Annotated in this window: 16 protein-coding genes and 1 pseudogene; 13 read left to right on the top strand and 4 right to left on the bottom strand. The window is 36.3% G+C overall.

Features of this window, described 5'->3' with window-relative positions:
* Nucleotides 1-53 precede the first annotated feature (53 nt).
* On the bottom strand, nucleotides 54-326 hold the full coding sequence (locus tag K2F26_RS07460) for a DUF7219 family protein (RefSeq protein ID WP_220610965.1): 273 nt from the start codon (nucleotides 324-326) through the stop codon (nucleotides 54-56).
* A gap of 832 nt (nucleotides 327-1,158) precedes the next feature.
* On the opposite strand from K2F26_RS07460, the gene purC reads away from it, so the two are divergent.
* From purC to K2F26_RS07500, 8 genes are all read left to right on the top strand, one after another.
* The gene (gene purC, locus K2F26_RS07465) at nucleotides 1,159-1,896 is read left to right on the top strand and encodes a phosphoribosylaminoimidazolesuccinocarboxamide synthase (RefSeq protein WP_220610966.1); all 738 of its coding nucleotides are present in this window, start codon (nucleotides 1,159-1,161) and stop codon (nucleotides 1,894-1,896) included.
* 122 nt (nucleotides 1,897-2,018) lie between these two features.
* Nucleotides 2,019-4,400 carry a BamA/TamA family outer membrane protein gene (locus tag K2F26_RS07470; RefSeq protein WP_220610967.1) on the top strand — a complete coding sequence of 794 codons (2,382 nt, stop codon included), beginning with the start codon at nucleotides 2,019-2,021 and terminating at the stop codon, nucleotides 4,398-4,400.
* Nucleotides 4,401-4,608: 208 nt separating this feature from the next.
* Entirely contained in the window at nucleotides 4,609-5,457 is an 849-nt protein-coding gene (gene lpxC / locus K2F26_RS07475) for a UDP-3-O-acyl-N-acetylglucosamine deacetylase (protein ID WP_220610968.1), read from the top strand.
* An 89-nt stretch (nucleotides 5,458-5,546) separates the two neighbouring features.
* Entirely contained in the window at nucleotides 5,547-6,062 is a 516-nt protein-coding gene (fabZ, locus tag K2F26_RS07480; RefSeq protein ID WP_193942139.1) for a 3-hydroxyacyl-ACP dehydratase FabZ, read from the top strand.
* A 344-nt stretch (nucleotides 6,063-6,406) separates the two neighbouring features.
* Nucleotides 6,407-7,225 carry an acyl-ACP--UDP-N-acetylglucosamine O-acyltransferase gene (gene lpxA, locus K2F26_RS07485; RefSeq protein WP_194051648.1) on the top strand — a complete coding sequence of 273 codons (819 nt, stop codon included), beginning with the start codon at nucleotides 6,407-6,409 and terminating at the stop codon, nucleotides 7,223-7,225.
* Between the two features lie 172 nt (nucleotides 7,226-7,397).
* On the top strand, nucleotides 7,398-8,552 hold the full coding sequence (lpxB, locus tag K2F26_RS07490) for a lipid-A-disaccharide synthase (protein WP_220610969.1): 1,155 nt from the start codon (nucleotides 7,398-7,400) through the stop codon (nucleotides 8,550-8,552).
* Between the two features lie 139 nt (nucleotides 8,553-8,691).
* On the top strand, nucleotides 8,692-10,023 hold the full coding sequence (locus K2F26_RS07495; RefSeq protein WP_220610970.1) for a DNA cytosine methyltransferase: 1,332 nt from the start codon (nucleotides 8,692-8,694) through the stop codon (nucleotides 10,021-10,023).
* Nucleotides 10,024-10,161: 138 nt separating this feature from the next.
* On the top strand, nucleotides 10,162-10,698 hold the full coding sequence (locus K2F26_RS07500; protein ID WP_220610971.1) for a Uma2 family endonuclease: 537 nt from the start codon (nucleotides 10,162-10,164) through the stop codon (nucleotides 10,696-10,698).
* On the opposite strand, the pseudogene K2F26_RS07505 reads toward K2F26_RS07500, so the two are convergent.
* Nucleotides 10,694-11,314: pseudogene (locus tag K2F26_RS07505) on the bottom strand (prohibitin family protein); the annotation flags it as partial. The gene K2F26_RS07500 and the pseudogene K2F26_RS07505 overlap by 5 nt on opposite strands.
* Before the next feature lie 191 nt (nucleotides 11,315-11,505).
* On the opposite strand from K2F26_RS07505, the gene nfi reads away from it, so the two are divergent.
* The 3 genes from nfi (at nucleotide 11,506) to K2F26_RS07520 (ending at nucleotide 15,106) form a co-directional block, all read left to right on the top strand.
* Complete coding sequence (nfi, locus tag K2F26_RS07510; protein WP_220610973.1) at nucleotides 11,506-12,171, top strand: deoxyribonuclease V; 666 nt, start codon at nucleotides 11,506-11,508, stop codon at nucleotides 12,169-12,171.
* A gap of 138 nt (nucleotides 12,172-12,309) precedes the next feature.
* Nucleotides 12,310-12,846, top strand: a complete 537-nt coding sequence (locus tag K2F26_RS07515; protein ID WP_194051636.1) for an FHA domain-containing protein — start codon at nucleotides 12,310-12,312, stop codon at nucleotides 12,844-12,846.
* A gap of 292 nt (nucleotides 12,847-13,138) precedes the next feature.
* Complete coding sequence (locus tag K2F26_RS07520) at nucleotides 13,139-15,106, top strand: FHA domain-containing protein (protein ID WP_220610974.1); 1,968 nt, start codon at nucleotides 13,139-13,141, stop codon at nucleotides 15,104-15,106.
* 70 nt (nucleotides 15,107-15,176) lie between these two features.
* Here K2F26_RS07520 and K2F26_RS07525 read toward each other — a convergent pair whose 3' ends face one another.
* Nucleotides 15,177-16,370, bottom strand: a complete 1,194-nt coding sequence (locus K2F26_RS07525; RefSeq protein ID WP_220610975.1) for a glycoside hydrolase family 10-like protein — start codon at nucleotides 16,368-16,370, stop codon at nucleotides 15,177-15,179.
* 463 nt (nucleotides 16,371-16,833) lie between these two features.
* Between K2F26_RS07525 and K2F26_RS07530 the strand changes: the two genes are divergently transcribed.
* Nucleotides 16,834-17,553 carry a GDSL-type esterase/lipase family protein gene (locus tag K2F26_RS07530; RefSeq protein ID WP_194051630.1) on the top strand — a complete coding sequence of 240 codons (720 nt, stop codon included), beginning with the start codon at nucleotides 16,834-16,836 and terminating at the stop codon, nucleotides 17,551-17,553.
* A gap of 141 nt (nucleotides 17,554-17,694) precedes the next feature.
* Entirely contained in the window at nucleotides 17,695-18,129 is a 435-nt protein-coding gene (locus K2F26_RS07535) for a hypothetical protein (RefSeq protein WP_220610976.1), read from the top strand.
* Nucleotides 18,130-18,257: 128 nt separating this feature from the next.
* On the opposite strand, the gene K2F26_RS07540 is transcribed toward K2F26_RS07535, so the two are convergent.
* The gene (locus K2F26_RS07540; protein WP_220610977.1) at nucleotides 18,258-22,157 is read right to left on the bottom strand and encodes an Eco57I restriction-modification methylase domain-containing protein; all 3,900 of its coding nucleotides are present in this window, start codon (nucleotides 22,155-22,157) and stop codon (nucleotides 18,258-18,260) included.
* Nucleotides 22,158-22,288: the final 131 nt, after the last annotated feature.

The raw sequence follows: 22,288 nt of genomic DNA on the forward strand, positions 1-22,288 counted from the left end.
ATTTACCTGTTCTCTGTTCCCTGTTCCCTGTTCCCTGTTCCCTTCTTTCCCTATCAACTATTATCAGATTCATTGTTTTCAAAGGGATCTTCACCTATCCTCAGTTGCTTTTTCGAGCGTTTTAACTGTTTCCACAACACCTTGATCTGTTCATAAGCTTCCTCTGGTGGAAGTTTGCCACCTGTTTCTAAGTTACAAATATAACTAACTCTCTGAGCAAATTCCTGTAAATTTGCGTTAAAAACCAAGTTCTCAGGTTGTACATGACCGTAGTATCGACCACGAGGATAGAGAAAATCATCTTTGCTCACTATATTTTTCTCCATGTATTTAATAATCCTCCTGATTTTATGTATGATATTAAAACCACTAAACACTCTTATTTTTATTTTGTTAAGTCAGGAGAAAACTTAAGATTAAACCTTAATCATAAAAGGTCTTACAGGGATTAGTTTATTTGTAATTTGACAAAATAATTAGATTTATAAATCCAATGTATAAAATTATCCAAAAATTTGACCGATAAAGTTAGCAAAAAGTTTACTATTAGAGCAGTTTCCGTTATTATGAGGTACAGATATTAATGATAAAAATCTTGTGGGGTGGACATCTTGCCCGCCCATAGTGTACCTCATTTAGATGGAAAGTGCTGTATTTACTTATTATACATCTTTTGTAAAAATTGTTTGCGATAGCTAAAATTCACAAGAAAATCCCCAAAAGGTAGGAAAGCAACTTTGAGACAGTGGAGGAAAGTAATAAATTGACAATTGAAGATATGGAGTTATATTTGCAACATAATATCATTTTTCAACAAAAATTAGCAAAATTTACATAAAAACATCAAAATTTGATCTAAATTTTACCAGTTTAACAGGCAATATAGAAGAATAGGTTGAAGGAAATAGACAAAGTCCTGGTAATGAGAAAAGAGCAGTCGGCAAGCTATACAAACTAAGTCCGATTGCACGAACTCAGGGAAAGCAAGGGTTTGAAACCCAGACAGGTGGTAAAAAAGCTTGTCGAAGGTTGAATATTGTTGGAGTAAGGGCGACATTGATCAGCGGGTCTTTGAACCTTTCCCTAAACCCTTCTGCCTTGCCCAAAGGGCTGATAAAATGGTTAAGCTGGAAACCATTGCTCTGCATATCTACCACCATGTCTGATAATACCAAACTATACGAAGGCAAAGCCAAAATTATTTACACCACAGACGAACCTGAGATATTGTTGGCTGATTTTAAAGATGATGCAACTGCGTTTAATGCCCAAAAGCGGGGTAGCATCCAGGGAAAAGGTAGCATAAACTGTACCATTTCCAGCAAGTTGTTTGAACAATTGGCAGCGCATGGCATTAAAACACATTATATTGATTGTCCAGCGCCCAATCAAATGCGGGTGAAAGCAGTTAAGATTGTGCCATTGGAAGTTGTGGTCAGAAATATTGCTGCTGGTAGTCTTTGTCAACAAACAGGATTGCCACTAGGTACAATATTGGAACAGCCTTTGGTAGATTTTTATTACAAAGACGACCAATTAGGAGATCCTCTACTCACACGCGATCGCTTACTGCTCCTGCAACTAGCAACTGAGGAACAAGTTGACAGTATTGCCCATCTGGCATTACAAATCAATGACTTTCTCAAAAGCTTTTGGCAAAAGTGCGGCATTACCTTGGTAGACTTTAAACTCGAATTTGGTCTGGACTCACAACAGCAGTTGTTGTTGGCCGATGAAATAAGTCCTGATACCTGTCGTTTATGGGATATGACAGAAAATGATCCTAACCGTCGAGTAATGGATAAAGATCGGTTTCGTAGGGATTTAGGAAATGTAGAAAATGCCTACCAGGAGGTTTTACAAAGGGTTTTGCAAGTAGTAGACAGCAAAAATTAACTGGGTGTGCGTGTATCTAGTCATTTTTCTGATATGACTAATGACTAAAAACTAATGACTAATGACCAGTGACTCATGACGAATGAAGAATGACTTAATTGTGTGTGGTAGTGAAGAGGAATATGAGTAAAAAGCATTTATCTCCTGTATTTCTGGCAGTTGTGGCGATCGCTGTCCCTGTTGACAACTCACTCAGTGCGACTGCACAAACTCCTGATAAAACCCAGCAAGTAACAGAGGTTGCCACGGTAGAAACCAACCAGCCACTACCACAGGAAACTGGTCAAAATGATGTTAGTGAAAATCAAAAAACTCCCGTCTTGGCAAAGGTAGTAGTTATAAAACCAGAATCTGACTCATCGACACCTGCTGTCAAAGTCTCACCAACAGCTAACTCAGTATCAATAGCGACACCAGAAGTAATCATACCAACGGCAACAACACCCTCAAAAACGGCTCAAATTCTCAAAGCTGCATTATCTCGCAACTCAGAACAGAAAGCAAAATCAGCAGTAATTATATCAACGGCAACAACACCAGCAAAAACTGCACAAGCACCAGAAACAGAAGTAAATCCTGATACTAATTCTCCCCAGGAAAATGCTGAGCCACCCACAGCACAACCGACTTTCCCTAGTAATTCAGAAACAGCAGAACCCCGTGTCCTGGTGTCAGAAGTAGCAGTAACATCACCAACTGGCACAATCTCACCAGAACTAGAAAACCAAGTTTACCAAGCGATTCGTACCCAACCAGGACAAACAACCACCCGTTCCCAATTACAAGAAGATATTAATGCTATATTTGCTACAGGTTTCTTCTCCAACGTGCGAGCCGTGCCAGAAGATACACCTGTGGGTGTAAGGGTGAGTTTCGTGGTTGATCCTAATCCTGTCCTGAGTAAAGTAGAAGTCGAAGCTAACCCTGGAACTGATGTTCCTTCTGTACTCCCAACTAACACAGTAGATAAAATCTTCAGTGAACAGTATGGTAAAATACTCAACTTGCGTGACCTACAAGAAGGTATTAAACAGTTAACCAAAGAATATCAAGATAGAGGTTATGTACTAGCCAACGTGATTGGAGCGCCGAGAGTTTCAGAAAATGGAGTTGTCACCCTACAAGTAGCAGAAGGGGTAGTAGAAGATGTCAAAGTTCGCTTCCGTAATAAAGAAGGACAGGAAGTAGACGAAAAAGGAGAACCCATTCGGGGACGCACAAAAGAATATGTAATTAAACGGGAATTAGAATTAAAGTCCGGTCAAGTATTTAACCGTAATACAGTCCAAAAAGACTTACAAAGAGTATTTGGGTTAGGTTTGTTTGAAGATGTAAATGTGTCCCTTGACCCTGGTACAGACCCTAGTAAAGTTGATGTAGTGGTTAATGTTGCTGAACGCAGCAGTGGTTCAATAGCTGCTGGTGCTGGTATTAGTTCTGCCAGTGGATTATTTGGTACAGTCAGCTATCAACAGCAAAACCTGGGAGGTAGAAACCAGAAACTTGGTGCCGAGGTACAGCTAGGAGAAAGAGAACTGCTGTTTGACCTGCGGTTTACAGATCCTTGGATTGCTGGTGATCCTTATCGGACTTCCTATACAGCTAATATTTTCCGTCGTCGTTCAATCTCTCTGATTTTTGAAGGTAAGGATGACAACATTGAAACCTATAACCCCAATAATCCCACTAATACAAATGATCAAGATCGTCCGCGGATTACCCGTTTAGGTGGTGGTGTTTCCTTCACTCGTCCCCTTTCTCCTAATACTTATGAAAAGTCAGAGTGGGTGGCTTCAGCCGGTTTGCAATATCAACGAGTTTCTAGCCGTGATGCTGATGGTAATGTGAGAAAAGAAGGGGCAAGATTTAATGATAATGGTCAGCAAATTAGCGATAGGATTCCCCTCACCCAATCGGAAAAAGGTGAAGACGATTTATTATTATTACAACTAGGCGCACAACGCGATCGCCGTAATAATCCCTTACAACCTACCAACGGTTCTTATCTCCGTGTCGGAGTTGATCAATCTGTACCCATAGGCTCAGGTAATATTTTCCTGACCAGAGTTAGGGGTAACTACAGCCAATATTTGCCTGTGAACTTTTTGAGTTTTGGTAAAGGTCCACAAACTCTGGCGTTTAACCTTCAAGGTGGTACAATTCTCGGAGACTTACCCCCCTATGAAGCTTTTACCCTTGGCGGTAGTAATTCTGTGCGTGGTTACGATGAAGGTAGATTAGCTACTGGACGCAGTTATGTACAAGCATCTGTTGAATATCGTTTTCCTGTGTTCTCTGTAGTCAGTGGCGCACTATTTTTTGATTATGGTAGTGATTTGGGAAGTAGTACCAGAGCAGCAGAAATTCTCAATAAAAATGGTAGCGGCTACGGTTATGGTCTGGGTGTGCGTGTACAGTCTCCACTTGGACCTATTCGCATAGACTATGGTTTAAGTGATGATGGTGATAGCCGCATTAACTTTGGGATTGGGGAAAGGTTTTAAGAGGGGACTGGTGATTGGTGATACAATTTTGGATTTTGGATTTTGGATTTTGGATTGTTTTTGTCAACTCCAATCTAAAATCTAAAATCTAAAATCTAAAATTATTCTGACTCCCGACTCCTGACTCCTGACTTCTACTTTCAGGGTGTTTACTACATAGAGAACAAATGAATAACAAACAGCAAAATCATATATTGGCTTTTAGACTATGCACCAACACACGTTAGCTAAGGAAATTACTCAAACGGGTGTGGGACTGCATAGCGGTGTGAATACCAGTATGCGGATACTACCAGCAGAACCGGGAAGCGATCGCTATTTTGTGCGGGTGGATTTGCCTAATTCGCCGATAATTCCTGCTAAAATTGCAACAGTTAATCAAACTGTTCTATCAACTCAGTTGGGTACAGATGAAGTTTATGTCCGCACGGTAGAGCATTTGTTAGCAGCTTTGTCAGCTATGGGTGTGGATAATGCGCGGATTGAAATTGATGGACCAGAAGTACCGCTGTTAGATGGTTCGGCTCAGGTGTGGACTGATAGTATTGCTGCTGTGGGTTTGGTATCACAACCAGCCAGTGATGAATCAGCGCCTATAGCGATTAAAGAACCTATTTCGGTTTATCAAGGTGATGCTTTTGTCTGCGCCCTACCATCCCCAGAAACCCGTTTTAGCTATGGGATTGATTTTGATGTACCTGCAATTGGTAATCAATGGTATAGTTTCTCATTATCTCTGAATCCAGAAGATACCAAAAACTCCTTTGTGACAGAAATTGCACCGGCTCGTACTTTTGGGTTATTACATCAAATTGAATATCTGCAAAAATCAGGATTGATCAAAGGTGGCAGCTTGGATAATGCACTGGTTTGTGGTGCTGATGGTTGGCTAAATCCACCGTTAAGATTTGCAAATGAGCCAGTACGTCATAAAATATTAGATTTAGTGGGAGATATTAGCTTATTAGGTAAATTTCCTGTTGCTCACTTCTTGGCTTACAAAGCTAGTCACAATCTCCATATTCAATTGGCGGAGAAGATTTTAGAATTTTGCTGAGGAATTTGGCTAAAAATTCACTAAAATTTAAGATTGTACGCTATTTTCTAGCCTACTTAATTTCCAGATTCTTATAAAATATAGTACCAATGTCAACTCTCACCCAAGCTAATTCTACTCAAGTGACTACATCTGAAGGAGAACATCAGGAAACCAATACACCGGCAATTAAAACAACTTTCACGGTGGAAGAGATTCAGCAACTGCTACCGCACCGTTATCCTTTTTTGCTGGTCGATAAAATTATTGACTATGTTCCTGGAAAATTGGCTGTGGGTGTAAAAAACGTCACTTTTAATGAACCTCAGTTCCAAGGTCATTTCCCCGGACGCTCATTGATGCCTGGTGTACTCATTGTAGAAGCAATGGCGCAGGTTGGAGGGGTGGTTATGACCCAAATGCCTGATATACCAAAAGGACTGTTTGTTTTTGTGGGTATTGATAAAGTCCGTTTCCGTCGCCAAGTTGTACCAGGTGATCAGTTAATTATGACAGTGGAACTGTTATCAATTAAGCAGCGTCGTTTTGGTAAAATGCAGGGACGAGCTGAAGTTGATGGACAACTGGCTGCTGAAGGGGAGCTAATGTTTTCTTTGGTTAGCTAAGTTTAGCTAAGTTTAGCTACAACTGGGCTGAATTTGGCTTTTTAGATTTGGGGCATAGCCGTGAACTGCCCTAAGTCAATTATAAGTAAGAATAACTGTAAACACGAAAAATCACAAGCGTATTTACTGTTGGCTGGACTTTGATCAGACAATTTTGGATTTAAGGTTTAAGATTTGTTTCAATAATAAATTTAGGTACTTGTACCCCTTTGTTATTTTTAGATAGCTATCTTCAATCCAAAATCTAAAATCCAAAATCCAAAATTCGTTATCCTCACACATAACACACATAACTTATTTTGCCCGACACTTTTTTCAATGAACTCAGTTCTGGAGAGTCACCCTTGAAGACACTTATTCATCCAACTGCTGTAATACATCCTGATGCGGAACTCCACTCAACGGTGCAAGTCGGTGCTTATGCTGTGATTGGAGCGAATGTTAAAGTCGGACCGGAAACTGTAATTGGCGCTCATGCAATTTTAGATGGTCTTTGTGAAATTGGGGCGGGAAATCATATTTTTCCTGGTGCTGTTATTGGTATGGAACCCCAGGATCTCAAGTATGTGGGAGAACCTACTTGGGTAAAAATTGGTGATAATAATGCTATTCGTGAGTATGTAACTATTAACCGCGCTACTGGCCGGGGTGAAGCGACGATCATCGGTAACGGGAATTTACTGATGGCTTATGTTCATGTTGGACATAATTGCGTGATTGAGGACTCAGTGGTTATTGCTAATTCTGTGGCTTTAGCTGGTCATGTGTATATTGAGTCTAGAGCGAGGTTAAGCGGGGTTTTAGGTGTTCATCAGTTTGTACATATCGGTGGTATGTCTATGATTGGTGGGATGACTCGCATTGATCGAGATGTTCCTCCTTATATGTTGGTTGAGGGCAATCCATCACGGGTGCGATCGCTCAATTTGGTGGGGCTAAAACGCTCAGGAATGCCCGCTAAGGAGTTTCAACTTCTGAAAAAAGCTTTTCGCATTCTCTACCGTTCTGATTTGCTGTTTAAAGAGGCTTTGGCAGAGTTGGAATTGTTGGGAGATACCGCACAGTTGGAACATCTACGCCGTTTTCTGCTATTGGCGCAAATGCCTGGAAGACGCGGTTTAATTCCCGGAAAGGGTAAAATTTCTGCAAGTGATGCGTCGTGATTTATGAGTGATGAATGATGAATCACGCCTATATTCATCATTCATTTTTAGGAGAGGGAACAGGGAACAGGGAACAGGGAACAGGTAAGAGAAAAAAGATATTACAAGCAATTAGCCGGTCATGATCTAAAATCTAAAATCTAAAATCTAAAATCTAAAATCTAAAATTCAAATGCGGATATTTATCAGCACTGGGGAAGTTTCTGGAGATTTACAAGGGGCGTTGTTAATTAAGGCGCTGCAAAATCAAGCTCAAGCTTTGGGGTTAAATTTAGACATTGTGGCCTTGGGTGGTGAGAAGATGGCCGCAGCAGGAGCGACAATTTTAGGGGATACTAGCGGTATTGGTTCGATGGGTATAATTGAAGCTTTGCCGTATTTTATTCCTACTATTCAGGTACAAAAAAGGGCGATCGCTTATCTACAAAAAAATCCACCTGATATCATAGTTTTGATTGATTATATGACTCCTAATATCGGGATTGGGAGTTATATGAATGAACATTTTCCCGATGTTCCTGTGGTGTATTACATCGCGCCTCAAGAATGGGTGTGGTCGATGAGTTTGGAGAGAACAAAAAGAATTGTTAGTTTTACGGATAAGCTATTAGCAATTTTCCCAGAAGAAGCTCGTTATTATCAAGAAAAAGGGGCTAAAGTTAATTGGGTGGGTCATCCTTTAGTTGATAAAATGGCTAATGCACCGAGTAGAAAAGATGCGCGGGAAATGTTAGGAATTAAAGAGGAAGAAATAGCGATCGCTCTTTTACCTGCTTCCCGTAGTCAAGAATTAAAATATCTCTTACCTGTCATTTTTCAAGCTGCTCAAAATATTCAATCTAAGTTACCAACGGCGCGGTTTTTTATTCCTTTATCTTTGGAAAAATTTAGAGATAAAATTGCCAAAGCTATTCAAAATTATGGGTTAAAAGCAACAATATTATCTGGTAAACAACAGGAAATTTTTGCTGCTGTGGATTTTGCAATTACTAAATCTGGAACAGCCAATTTAGAGTTAGCTTTAGCTAATGTTCCCCAGGTAGTAGTTTACAGTCTTAGTCCTTTTACTGCTTGGGTTGCGCGGAATATTCTTAAAGGTTCGATTCCCTTTGCTTCACCTGTAAATTTAGTTTTGATGCGAGAAATTGTTCCAGAATTTTTACAGGAAAAAGCAACAGCAGAGAATATTACTCAAGCTGCAATGGAATTATTATTAAATAGTGAAAAGCGGGAAAAAACCTTATTAGATTATCAAGAAATGCGGCAATGTTTAGGAGATTTGGGAGTGTGCGATCGCGCTGCTAAGGAAATTTTAGAAATGCGGTAATTGGTAATTGGTAATTGGTAATTGGTAATTGGTAATTGGTGATAATATATATTTTATTGTTACCTATTCCCTATTGCCTATTCCCTGCCTCCACGGAAAATTTATAAATCAAATCGGAACACTATAACTAATCAATTCAATGATGAAAAAAAGACCCATAGCAGTTGATTTATTTGCAGGTGCAGGAGGAATGACCCTTGGTTTTGAACAAGCTGGTTTTGATGTCCTTGCTGCTGTAGAATTAGATCCTATACATTGTGTAATTCATAAATTTAATTTTCCTTTTTGGAAAGTGTTATGTAAAAGTGTAGAAGATACCACAGGTTTAGAAATTAGAAATAGTAGCGAAATTGAAAATCAAGAAATTGATGTTGTTTTTGGTGGTCCACCCTGTCAAGGGTTTTCATTAATTGGTAAACGGTCTTTTGATGACCCCAGAAATTCCTTAGTTTTTCATTTTATTAGGTTGGTGTTAGAATTACAACCGAAATATTTGGTGATGGAAAATGTCAAAGGAATGACGGTAGGTAAACATAAAGAATTTATTGCCGAAATTATTGATAAGTTTGAAAATAACGGTTACAAAGTTAATCATAATTATCAAGTTTTAAATGCTGCTAATTACGGAGTACCCCAAAATCGAGAAAGATTGTTTTTGTTAGGTTGTCGTCGAGATTTAGAATTACCAAATTATCCTGATAAAAGCACCCATCCAGCTAAATTAAATACTAAATCAAATACTAAATCAAATACTAAATCAAAAAAAGCTATGAAACTACCTGCAACCCCTACCGTATGGGAAGCATTGCAAGATTTACCAACCATAGAAAATTACCCAGAATTATTACAACAAGATTGGGTTTTAGCTGAATTTGGTAAACCCAGTAAATACGGTAAGAAAATGCGTAATCTGTGCATTGCTAACAATAATTATTCCTATTCCCGTAAATTTGATCATCACATTTTAACATCGAGTTTGAGAACAAAACATAGTCCTGAATCTATTGAAAGATTTGCGTCAACTCCTCATGGTAAAAATGAACCAATTAGCCGTTTTTATAAACTAGATCCTGACGGTTTATGTAATACATTAAGAGCAGGAACAGCGAGTAATAAAGGTGCTTTTACTTCTCCTCGTCCTATACATCCATTTGTACCAAGATGTATTACTGTCAGGGAAGCTGCACGTTTACATTCCTTTCCTGACTGGTTTAGATTTCATCCTACCAAATGGCATGGTTTTAGACAAATTGGTAATTCTGTTCCTCCACTTTTAGCGCAAGCGGTTGCGGCGGAAATTATTAAGGTTTTAAATGTCGAAGTTTCTCAAAATACAAAGATAAAAAGTTTGGGAGATGAGAAGTTATTAATTTTGAATATGTCACAAGCTGCAAAACATTTTAATGTGAGTTCAAATATTATTGAACCAAGGGTAAGGAAAAAGCAGGAGAAATTAACAACAAGTTGCTAATATCATTTTACTTTGAAGATGCACATAATACGAAAACTCCCAAATCTTGATATATCTTGATTTGAAGTTTTGCGATTATGTGCAAGCTCAATGAAAATTGATATAAACTATAATTAGCAGTTATTGGGAACAAAAATCATGACTGTAACCAAATCTTTATCACTAACACTAGAACAGTTTCTCAAACTACCAGAAACTAAACCACCAAATGAATATATCAACGGCGAAATCATCCAAAAACCCATGCCAAAAACTCGCCATTCTCGACTTCAAGGTAAAATTATTAATACCGTAAATCAAGTCACAGAACTAAATAAAATTGCTTATGCTTTTCCAGAGTTAAGGTGTACATTTGCTGGTAGATCAATTATTCCAGATATAGCCATTATTCGCTGGGAAAATATCGCCTTTGATGATAATGGTGAAGTTGTAGATGATGTTGTAATTGCACCAGATTGGACTATAGAAATTTTGTCTCCAGAACAAAGTTATAATAGAGTGACTGGCAATATTTTACATTGTATTAAATATGGTTGTCAATTGGGATGGTTAATTGACCCAGATGATCGATCAATTTTGATTTTTCAACCTCAAAAAGAACCAGAATTAAAATACGGAAAAGATGATTTAATTATCTTGCCGGGAATAGAATTAAATTTAACAGTAGAAGAATAAAACTTGCTTGTTTTGCTTCTTGTTCTGCTATTTGTTTCGCTTCAATCGCTCTACTAAACTCTGGAGAAAAGGAAAAATTCACTAAAGATACATCATCTACAATTACACCATAAGGTTCTAAACGACTTTTTAAATTTGCGTCGATTTCTTGTTTTAATTCTGTACGTTTTGTGATTATTTCTTCAGCAGTTTTTTTAGCTGTAGCTGCTTTCAAAACTTCGGAAACTGCGGGTGTCATAATCCCATTAATAATTAATTGCTCATCTCCCACTTGTTGAAAAACTCGGTTCACTTTTAACGGATCAATGTGCCAGTTGACTGCTAATTCTGTGGTAATTGTTTGCAAATCTTTAGAAGCAGCACCAGCATTAAAACTATTTTGTTGCACGCGAACATTGAGCTTTTTAACTGTTGTGACAATGGGAATGATTGGGTGTAATCCTTCATCTAAAACTGTATCTTGCACCTTTCCAAACTGCATCAAAACACCCCTTTCACCAGCATTGACAATAGCAAAAGGACGCAGCATCATTGCTAAAAACAAGAATAATAATCCTCCTCCTAAATAAAATACAATTTGCGAATTGTGAAGGACATTGATGTTATTATTTCTCATGGCTGTATGTTCCTTAACTCAACTGTATCTGAGAGTAGCTATCAGATAAAAAAAATCAAGATTTATACAAAAAAATTAGCAAAAATTTACATAGGGTTGAATGTTTAGTCTATATATATATAAGATACAAAATTAAAAGTAGGCATTTCGGAAAATCAAGATTTTGATCACAATTGAAATAGACAAACAATATGCAAATTCAACAAATTCATCCTTGGCCATCTAGCGTTGAAGAAGCGACGGAAATTCAAGAAACTTTACGAAATCAAGTTATTACTACAGATCAACTCAACACACCTATTCAATATGTTGCTGGTGTGGATATGGGTTTTCTGGAAGATGGTACAATGTGCCGTGCAGCGGTAGCAGTGCTAAGTTTTCCTGACTTGAAAGTTGTGGAAACAAGCCTAGTATACCGTCCTACAACGTTTCCTTATATACCTGGATTTTTATCTTTTCGGGAAATACCCGCTATTCTTGATGCCTTAGAAAAAATTAAAAATATACCTAATATAATATTGTGTGATGGTCAAGGAATTGCTCATCCTCGCAGATTTGGAATAGCTTGCCATTTAGGTGTTTTAGTGGATATACCAACTATAGGTGTAGCAAAATCCCTACTTGTTGGTAAGTATGAAGAACTACCAGCAGCTAAAGGGAGTTGGCAGCCATTAATACATAAAAATGAAACAGTAGGCGCAGTTTTACGGACTCGTACTGGAGTTAAACCTTTGTATATCTCCAGTGGCCATCGTATCAGCCTACCTACAGCAATTGACTATGTATTACGGTGTACATCTAAATATCGTTTGCCAGAAACTACACGCATTGCTGATAAACTAGCATCAAACAGATAAAGTATAAAAAGTATAAATGGTGAAGATAATCATTCTTTAATTTTGATTTTCAAGACTTGCTAAATTGCTACCAATCATGTTAGGAATCCCACAGCATAAAGTTGAATCCATTAAATGTATTAAAGTTATCTAAAAATCATGAATGTACTAACTTTACAGTGGCAAGAAGCAGGTCAAAATAAAACTCAACAAATTTATGAAAAACATAACAGTAAAAACGCTGGTACTTGTCGCATTGGACGTGATCCAGCAAAGTGTGATATTGTTTTAACTCATCCGACAGTATCCGGTTTACACATTGAGATATTTTTTAATTCTCAGCAACAACGTTTTTATATTAGAAATTTACGTGAACCAAACCCCCCACAAATAGATGGTAAATCTTTAGTTAAAGGGGAAATAGCTTTAAATGAAAAAAGCATTATTTATTTAGGACAACAACAACTACAAGTTACGGCAATTTCTGTTAGTAGTATTCCTTCTACGATCATAGTCCAACCACCAAAACAACCCGTACATCACCACCATAAACCATCTATTCCAACACAACCAAATTCGGTGTATGGTTTAGACTGTCCTAAATGTCATAAAGTTTCCCCACCAGAAAATTTACAAATAGGTTGTCCTTGGTGTGGTACATCTTTAGCTGCTGCTGTTAGTGTAATTATTGGGTGATTGGTGATTGGTGACAGGTGACAGGTGACAGGTGACAGAAAAGAGGGAGCATCCCAAATATGTAAATTAATTTTGATCTAACGGAAAAAATGATCTAAGGTCTTGATATGATTGAACCGCAAAGGACGCAAAGGACACAAAGGTAAGAGAGTTTCAGAGATTTTTTGGTGTTGCTGCGGTTATTGTTTCAAAATTGGGATGCTCCCCAGAAAATAGGGAATAGGAAAATCAGGAAAATAACTAATAACTAATAACTAATAACTAATGACTAATAACTAATAACTAATAACTAATGACTAATTTACAAATTCAATTAAGTTGGGAAGATCCCACAACGGGAGAACGAAGAGAACCTAAATTAAATCTACCGATTGCTTTTGGTAGAGAATTTGCGAAATTACCTACAGCAATTAGAGGTCAGCGTGTTTCGCGGATGTTGTTAAATAGTAATGAAGTTTCTCGTTATCATGCTTTAATTGATTGGGAACAGGATTGGGAACAAAATCATTTTGTAGTTATTGATCAAAATAGTGCTAATGGTGTTTTTGTCAATGGTCAAAAACAAACTCGCTGTCAGTTAGCTAATGGTGATACTTTGCAAATTGGACCTTATATTATTACTGTCCAGTTTGGATTAAATACTGTTATTCCTACACCTAATAATCCTTCTACTATTCAATTTAATCCTAATACTAATCTTCCAGATCCTAACATATCTCCTGTTCGTCCAGTTACGCCTTTAGGTAGTAATTTTCCACCTTCAGAATTTCAGAATCACAAAGTTGATTTACAAGCTATTCATGCTACTGGTTTACCTGTTGATGAATGTGATTATTTAGCAGTTGGTGCTGGTTTGGGTAGTTTTATTTGGGTTGATTTATTAAGAATTAGTGGTGTTAAATCTGAAAAAATTATTGCTGTAGGATTAGAAAAAGAACCCTATGCACGTTATAAGAGATTATGTTTAAATTCTCAAATTCCTTTACATGAAAGATTGCGTTCTAATTCTGATTCTTGTCCTGATAATATTTGGGGATGGCCTAGTTATGCTTTGCGAGAATCTTGGCATGATTTAACAAAAGGTCAGATAAATTCAGCTTTTAAATATTTATGGCAGGTTTTTAATGAACCAACTTTTGCAGAAACTTATACTCCCCGTGCAGGTAATGTTTTTGATTCTATAGATCGGGAAGCTAAACGTATTGGTTGGGATAAAATTTATCGTTATGGTAGAGTGAGAGCTATTAGAAAAACGGAAGATGGTAGATATTGTGTTGCTTATTCTCGTGGTCCGGGAAATTATGCTTTTTTAGTTTGTCGTTATTTACATTTAGCTACAGGATATCCAGCTATTCAATTTTTACCAGATTTACAAGCATATCGGGAAAAATATCAGGATTTTAAGTCTGTAGTTAATGCCTATGAAGACCATAATCATGTCTATGAACAGTTAGAAAAACAAGGTGGTACTGTTTTAATTAGAGGACGGGGTATTGTAGCTTCACGAATTTTACAACGTATTTATGAGGTGAGAAAACAAAATAGAAATATTACAGTTTTACATTTAATGCGATCGCCTAAACCCCAAGGGAATAAATTTGAAAAAGCCCAACGTCCTGTTAAAAATCACTATGAGTTTCAACCTTTTAACTGGCCAAAAGCTTGTTGGGGTGGTGAACTACGAGTCATGTTAGAAAAAGCCACCCCAGAAGAACGTCAAAGGTTATTATCTGACTGGGGAGGAACTACTACCGCAGATCGTGGAGACTGGCAAAGAATCACAGAAGCAGGTATTAAAGAAGGTTGGTATCAAATTACTTTTGGTCAAGTTGTGAGTGTGGAAAGAGATGCCCAAAACCACACTATTACCCATATTCAAGAAAAAGGTTTTGGGGAAATGAAATTAACTGCTGATTTTATTATTGATGCTACCGGACTTGATGCCAAAGTTAAAACTAATCCCTTATTAGAAGATTTAGTTGAACATTACAAATTACCTTTAAATCATTTAGAAAGATTGGTAGTAGCCAACAATTTTGAATTAGTAGAAATGCGAAATACTAAAGGTCAAATGTATGTAGCAGGGGCAATAACTTTAGGTGGACACTATGCAGCAGTTGATAGTTTTTTAGGTTTGCAATATGCGGCGTTAGTTGCTGTAGATGGGATGTATATTGCCCGTGCGCCTGGTGTTAAAAAGTTAAATACTTTTAGCTCTTTAAATCAGTGGATCAAATGGGTTTTTAATCAAGCACCATGATAGGTGACAGGTGACAGGTGACAGTTAAGAGTTTTTACCAATTACCCATTACCAATCACCTATTACCAATCTATTCAGATGCTAATCGCAAAGCAGGATAGGGGAAAAGATTTTTAAATCCTGCAAGACGTTCTTGGAATGTTTCTTGAGAATGATTCCACAGAGTTTCATAATAAAAGAAAACCACACCTAATCCTTGTCTTTGGGCATTTCTGACTTGCTCTGTAATTTGTCGCATGGGTACGGGGCTAGTTCTTAAACCTGCCATAATTCCTACTCCAGTCGGAATTAGTTGTTGTACTTCTTGCATTTCTGGACGGACAATTTTAGCAGCGAAACTGTTTAAATCAGAACGATAAACTTGTACAATTAGTTCATCTACGATGTTTAATCTCACCCAATTTAACCAATCTTGCAGTTGCAGTTTGTAAGCAAAATCGTAGTAATTCGGTGAAACTGAAAAAATTACTTTTGGTTTAATTTCTTTAATTCTTTGGTTGAGTCTCACCATGAAATCTGTGATTTTATCTGCCCTCCATTTTACCCATTCTGGATCTTGAGAATCTGCTGGGGGATCTTTTTCCATTTCTTGGCGATATAAATCAACTGTATATTGGTCGTAACCAAATTCATGGGGTAAACTTGTATGATCATCAAACTGGATACCATCAATATCATAATTTGATGTTAGTTCTACCAAAAGATCGGTAATAAATTGTTGTACTTCTGGATGAAAGGGATTTAACCATGCCACTTCACCGGCTGCACTAACAGAAGTTTCGCTACCATCCCGCTTTTTTGTTAACCATTCTGGTTTATTTAATGCTAGTTCTGAAGTTTGGGGAGTCATAAAACCAAATTCAAACCAGGGAACTACAAGTAAATTTTGACGATGGGCTTGATTAATTACATCGGCAAGAATATCATGGCCATCTGAACCACGAAATACAAAAGGTTGAATTTCTAAATCTTTGGCTATCTTGCTGGGGTACATCACATAACCAGAATTCCACACTACGGGATAAATAGTATTGAAGTTGAGGCGACGTAGTTTTGTCACAGCATCGTTAACTTTGGCACGATCCTTAAATATATCCAAATCATTGTTAGTGATCCATACACCGCGGATTTCTTGACGTGGTATCTGGGCGTTAACAGGTGTAAAGGTATTTGTTAATAAGACTGTGACAAAAGAAATTAAAAACAAAAAGGGAAACAACCTTTTAAAAAATTTGTGATGCCAATTCATTGGTTTTAAATTCATGGTTTTTATATGTTGCCGATCTGAAGAAAAAAAATTGAATTTCACTCTTGGGGCAGAGGTTTGAATTAACCATTTATGCAGCAGTCTAAAATTGTGAAGTAATTTATGATTCATATTTTCTGAGGGTGTGCAAAATGTAAGTATTCAGCTATCAGCAATCAGGAAACAGCTAATAGACAGGATTCAGAGGTTTTAAGTTCAGGTTAATTTCAGTAATGTTATTTATCTGCATTTGTGTCTTTTCATTCTTTATATTTCATATTTCAGGTACTGACGGAAGCCGACGGTTGATTGCTTACGTTTTTGACGTAAATACTTCAAATTAGTGCCTGGTTTAACGGTTCTAATTTAAGATTTTGGATTTTGGGTTCTAACTTTGTGCATAAAAGATAAAAAATATACCATACAATAGTGTAATAATGTCTAGAATATTGTAGAGATATCAATTACATTCTTGTTTAAGATGCAAACTGTAAAACCTTCCTCCTCAATGCTGTCTATTACGCCAAAACTATGTCAACCTTTAAAAATTGTCGCTTTGGGGGATAGTTTAGTATATGGATATGGGGACCATGAAAAAGGTGGTTGGGTAGAACAATTAAGACGCTGGTGGATGTTACCGGATAGTGTGGGTCATGTGCTTTATAATTTGGGGGTTAGGGGCGATCGCACTCAGCAAGTCTCACAACGGTTAGAAGTAGAATTTCGTCACCGGGGAGAAATTAGAAACCGAGTTCCTGATTTAATTATCCTCTCTGTTGGCGTTAACGACTCACCCCGTTTAGGTCGTCCCACTGGGAAAAATTATACAGATTTTGCGGAATTTGAAACAGCGATCGCCACATTATTAGATCAAGCACAACAACTTTGTCCAGTCCTCTTTGTCGGTATGGTCCCGGTTGATGAAGCCAAAATGCCTTTTCTCGATTGTTTATACTACAATCATGCTGATCAATACCGCTACAAAGAAGCTACCCGTCAAGCTTGTGAACAAAGAAAAATTCCCTATTTGGATATTTTTGATCAATGGATGTCACATAATGAAACTTGGAGAAGTCAACGCATGACAGCAGATGGACTTCACCCCAACACTCTTGGTTATCAGGACTTATTAGAAGCTGTCCTCAACTGGTCTGAACTATCTCAATATCATTGTCAAGTAGATTATCAACTTAAACTATAGTATGTAAGAATTCAGGAGTCAGGAGTCAGGAGTCAGGAGAAATATATATATATATCGTGTTCCCTGTTCCCTGTTCCCTGTTCCCTGTTCCCTATTCCCTATTTACCATTTTTAATTTTTAATTTTTAATTTTTAATTGTTATGACTCCCACTTTATTTGGTCGGTGGCAAACTCGATTATTATTATTAGCAACTGTTGGTGTATTAGTATCCATACCTTTTGCTTTAGGGTTAATAGGTTCTGGTGCGAATATAGTTTATTTCTTTATACTTGCTTATGTTGCTATTTTTGGTTTAGTTTGGGATGTTGTTTATAATTATCTGCAAAAGTCTCGCTGGGATAGAGACTGGCCAGCAGCTTATCAATTTTTTGCAGGTATGTGGGAAATGATATTTGTTTTTTGTGGAGTAAAGATTTTTGGGTTTTTACCTATACCTATACCAAAAGAGGAATTATCAATAGGGGCGTTTTTATTACATTATTCTGTAGTTTGGTTGGCGGTTTTTATGAGTTCGCAAAGTTTAATGAGAATTATTTTTCCCCGTTGGCGTTTTCGTGGTGGACAGTGGTTATAAAAGACAGAGTTTTTTTCACGCAGAGGCGCAGAGGAGTACGCAAAGTTTAATGGTTAAATGTTTATGTGGGTTATCTAAAATTTGATCTTCTAGATTATGATGGGAAATAAAGTTTCTAATGACTCATATTACAACACAACTTTTAAAGCTTGCTCGATAATATTTACATATTCCTCTACTTTATACATCCGATAGGCAATTTGATCAATTTGATTTCTGATTTCTATTTGTCTGAGTAAAACTGTTTCTAAATCTGCTCTACCTACTTCCTGTGTAACTCTATTTGCAATCACTTCTAAAGTACGAAGATTACTAAATCTATCTTGATCATATCTCTTAACTTTAATGACATCAAAAGCAATATTCACTAAGTTTCCTATTTCCCGTGATAATTTTTGTTTGCGACGGAAAGAAGCATCAAATTCAGTTAAATAAATTAATCTTGCTAACAGATATCTCCGTAAATAAGAATTACGAATATTCACGTTAGCTATTTCTATCCATTCTCTATCCCCTTCTTTCCAATCTTCATCATCGGTAATTTCTCCCCACATTATATATCCATTTGCAGTTGGTTCAATTTTTAATGATAATAAATGTCCTTCTGCATTTGCATTAGCACTTTCCCATTCAATATCAATAGCATAATCACCTGTTAATTGATGATATTCATTTAACGATACTTCTTTACTGGGAATTTTCCCAGCTTTAGCTTCATAAGTCGTGATAATTTGATAGCGATTTTGCCATATTTCATGCGCTTCACGACTTAATTTTATTAATTCTTGATAATCAGAATTTGTGTCATCATTAAATGGGAGAATTGGTAAATCACCAACTTGATTTTCAAAATATTCAAACATTCCTTTACCTGTGAGTTTGCCAATTCCACCTAATGCACGATAGCGAAACTCTAAAACTTGGGAATTGATTAAAGCACAGATATAGTAAAGGATATTAACATCAGTATTTGCACATTTGATATAAGCAGCTACATCACTTTTAAAACCAAAAATTCCCTGTTCATCAACAAAAAACTTATTAGAATTTGCACGACGGGGAAAGAGAATTTTTGCATCTCTCATTCCGTAACGTGGCCGATGCAAATGAAACCACTCATAACTACTGGTTTTATTTCTATAAACATCTCTGCTTTCTAATTCTGAACGATTTTCCTGTAAATAGGTTTTGACAGACTGTGGTAATTCTTCCCATTCTGTTTGATGAGTATAGTACAAAATTTGTGTATCTGGTGGTTCACAACCATAGGAATTAATATCAGAAATCGCAACTCTTTGTAAATAATATTCATCAGGAAATCTTTGTTTAAATTCACCTTCAAAAATAGAATCACGACCTGTAGTAATACCTTCTGTATAACGTACCCAGTCTATATCTCTTAATTTAGTACCCGATTTATCAATTTTCTCAAAAATATGATTATAGGGTGAAATTTGCCAACGATTATCATTTAAACTAGATTGGGTAATATCTACCTGGGTTACACCATCAATTAAACTTAAACAATTATCATCATTCTTAAAAGTATTTTTCACAATATCCAAATCCAGAACATAAAAAGTAGTAAAAGTATCTTCTGGTTGAGGATTTTTCCTTTGCAATTGCATAATACAGGTAGCAATTCCCGCTTGAAAAACTTGATGTCCTAAAAAATCAATAATGTTAACTATCTTCGTATTTTTACAAATAAATTCTCGTAAACTTCTAGATTTATCACCTTGAATAAAAGAACGAGAAATGATAAAACTTAAATAACCATCTTCCTGTAAAATATCAAAACCCCGACGGAAGAAATAAAATAAAATATCTGTTTTATCAGTATAAATATCAGAATAGGCAAATTTTAACCATTTTAATTCCAATGCACCTCTACCAAAGGTAGCATCAACATTAAAATAAGGAGGATTACCAATTATTGCAGAAAATCCTCTTGCTGATTTTGGTAATCTAGGATCAAAAATATGAGGAAATTCCAATTCCCAATTAAATGGTTTTTTTAGTACAACTTCCTCAACCGCAGTTGATAAAATCATTAATTCAGATTTTACCCTTGCTAATTCTCCTGAAGTCCAATTTTTTAAACAATTTTCTAAAAAATTTTCTAAACTTTGTTCTGAATGATTTTCTTGTATGATTAACTTTCTAATTTCTTCTATCTCGTTATCTTCAGCATCTCGATTTTTAATTAAATTAACTACCGAATTGATACTTTCATCACTAGCAAAAAAAGCAGTTAACACAGGATTAATTTCTTGATTAATTGCGGTAATTCTAGTTTCTAAATTACTCACAGCTTGATTTCTTTCAATTTCTGTTTGGGTAGTATCTCTAGCAATTTTAGCCAAATCTGCGACTATTGCTAATTGTGTTTCAAAAGGTTGTAAATTAGCAGGACTATACACTAAACTATCACCAACACGAATATTTAAAGTTAGTGCAGGGAGATGGGAATAAATAGAACCATTGCGTCTACCATATTCACCGGGACGCGCACGTAATAACCTAGTCCATAATGATAATTTTGCTAATAAAACCGCTTGGGGATCTCGATCTACTCCATGCAGCATTTTTACTAAAATTTGTTCTTCAGGATTAATAATTGGTTGGGGTGCTACATGACTAAATAAATCAAAATTTGTGGGAATTTTGGCATTTTGACAAGCTAGATTATAACGTTTAATTTCTGTTAATAAATAATCAAATGCACCTAATAAAAATGAACCAGAACCACAAGCAGGATCAAGCACTGTAATTTCTAAAACCGATGCTGCTACTAAATAAGCTTGTTGTAATTCCCCTGCTGCTAGTAATTCAATTGCTTGATCAATTTTCGGTTTTACTAAAGGTTGTAAAGTTTGCTGAACAATCCGACGGACTATATAATTAGGAGTATAGAAAATACCTTCTTTTTTGCGAGTTTTTTGATTTTCTAATATTTGAATAATATCATTTTCTAAAATTAATTGATGATCCAAAAATTGTTCATAAGCAGTACCTAAAATATCCTGGGTTAAAGTTGTAAAATCATAGTTATAAATTGAACGATAATTAGCCAATGTTCCTGTAATGGGATAAAGTATTCCCTGTTGGGGAACAGCATTAATCACAATAATTGATTCTAAATATTCAACATCAATAATTAATTCATCAATCCAGGAAGGTTGAAATAATTCAGTATTATATCCCACCCATGTATGACGAAAAGCACGCCTTAATTCTTCAATAAAAGGTAAATCAGGAAAAGTTTGCTGCCAGTTGTAATAAACTATACCCAAATAATTAAATGGCATTTCTCGGCTAAAGGTTTCTAAAAGTCTAATTAAGAGAAATCGATTCAGAATAATTTGGGCAGCTTCACGAATTTGATCTAAACTTAAATCAGGGTGAGATTTTTTAATACCATTAGCAATAATAATTCGCCAAATTTTTAAATCTGCTAGAAATTTAGCACCTAATTCTTCTCTAGATTTTTCACTATAAAAAGCTTCTAACCGATTACTAGATAAATTTTCCCGGACTAAACAATTGTATAATGTACTAATCAATTCAGGATCATTTTTCAGATCCTCCATTGTAAAAGACCAAAAAGGTTTGCGATCCTGTAATCTTAAAATATGCCATTCTCGAAAGTTAGATAAAATAATCCAAAGAACAGGCTCTTGTGTACGAATATCTAAACTATAATTTCTGATATAATCTAATACTTGCTTTTCATTAGCTTCCCAGATATTTTTATCCCATAAACTTTTAGCTTCAAACAGCAATTTAGGATGTTTTCCGATTTCATTACGCAGCAAATAATCCACCCATGTCGTAGTACCAATTAAACTACGAATTGCACCTTCTAAAGTCCGGTATTCTGAAGTATAACCGAGAGCATCTAAAACAGGTACAATGAGACTATCTTTAGTATTTTCTTCTGGTTTACCACTACGTGGTGAACCTAACATAGTTTCTGCGGTTGTAATTAACTGAGTAATATTTTCGCGGAATTGTGATAGTGACATTTACTTACTCATTCATGAATCATCATCTATGATACCTAGTTTTTTATCCTTTTGATGAGGCATAAAAAAAATTTACATATAAGTGGAATAATACAAAAATCACAAAAAAATCTCCCTCAAACCTTCTTTTC

Source organism: Sphaerospermopsis torques-reginae ITEP-024 (assembly GCF_019598945.1).
GTDB lineage: Bacteria > Cyanobacteriota > Cyanobacteriia > Cyanobacteriales > Nostocaceae > Sphaerospermopsis.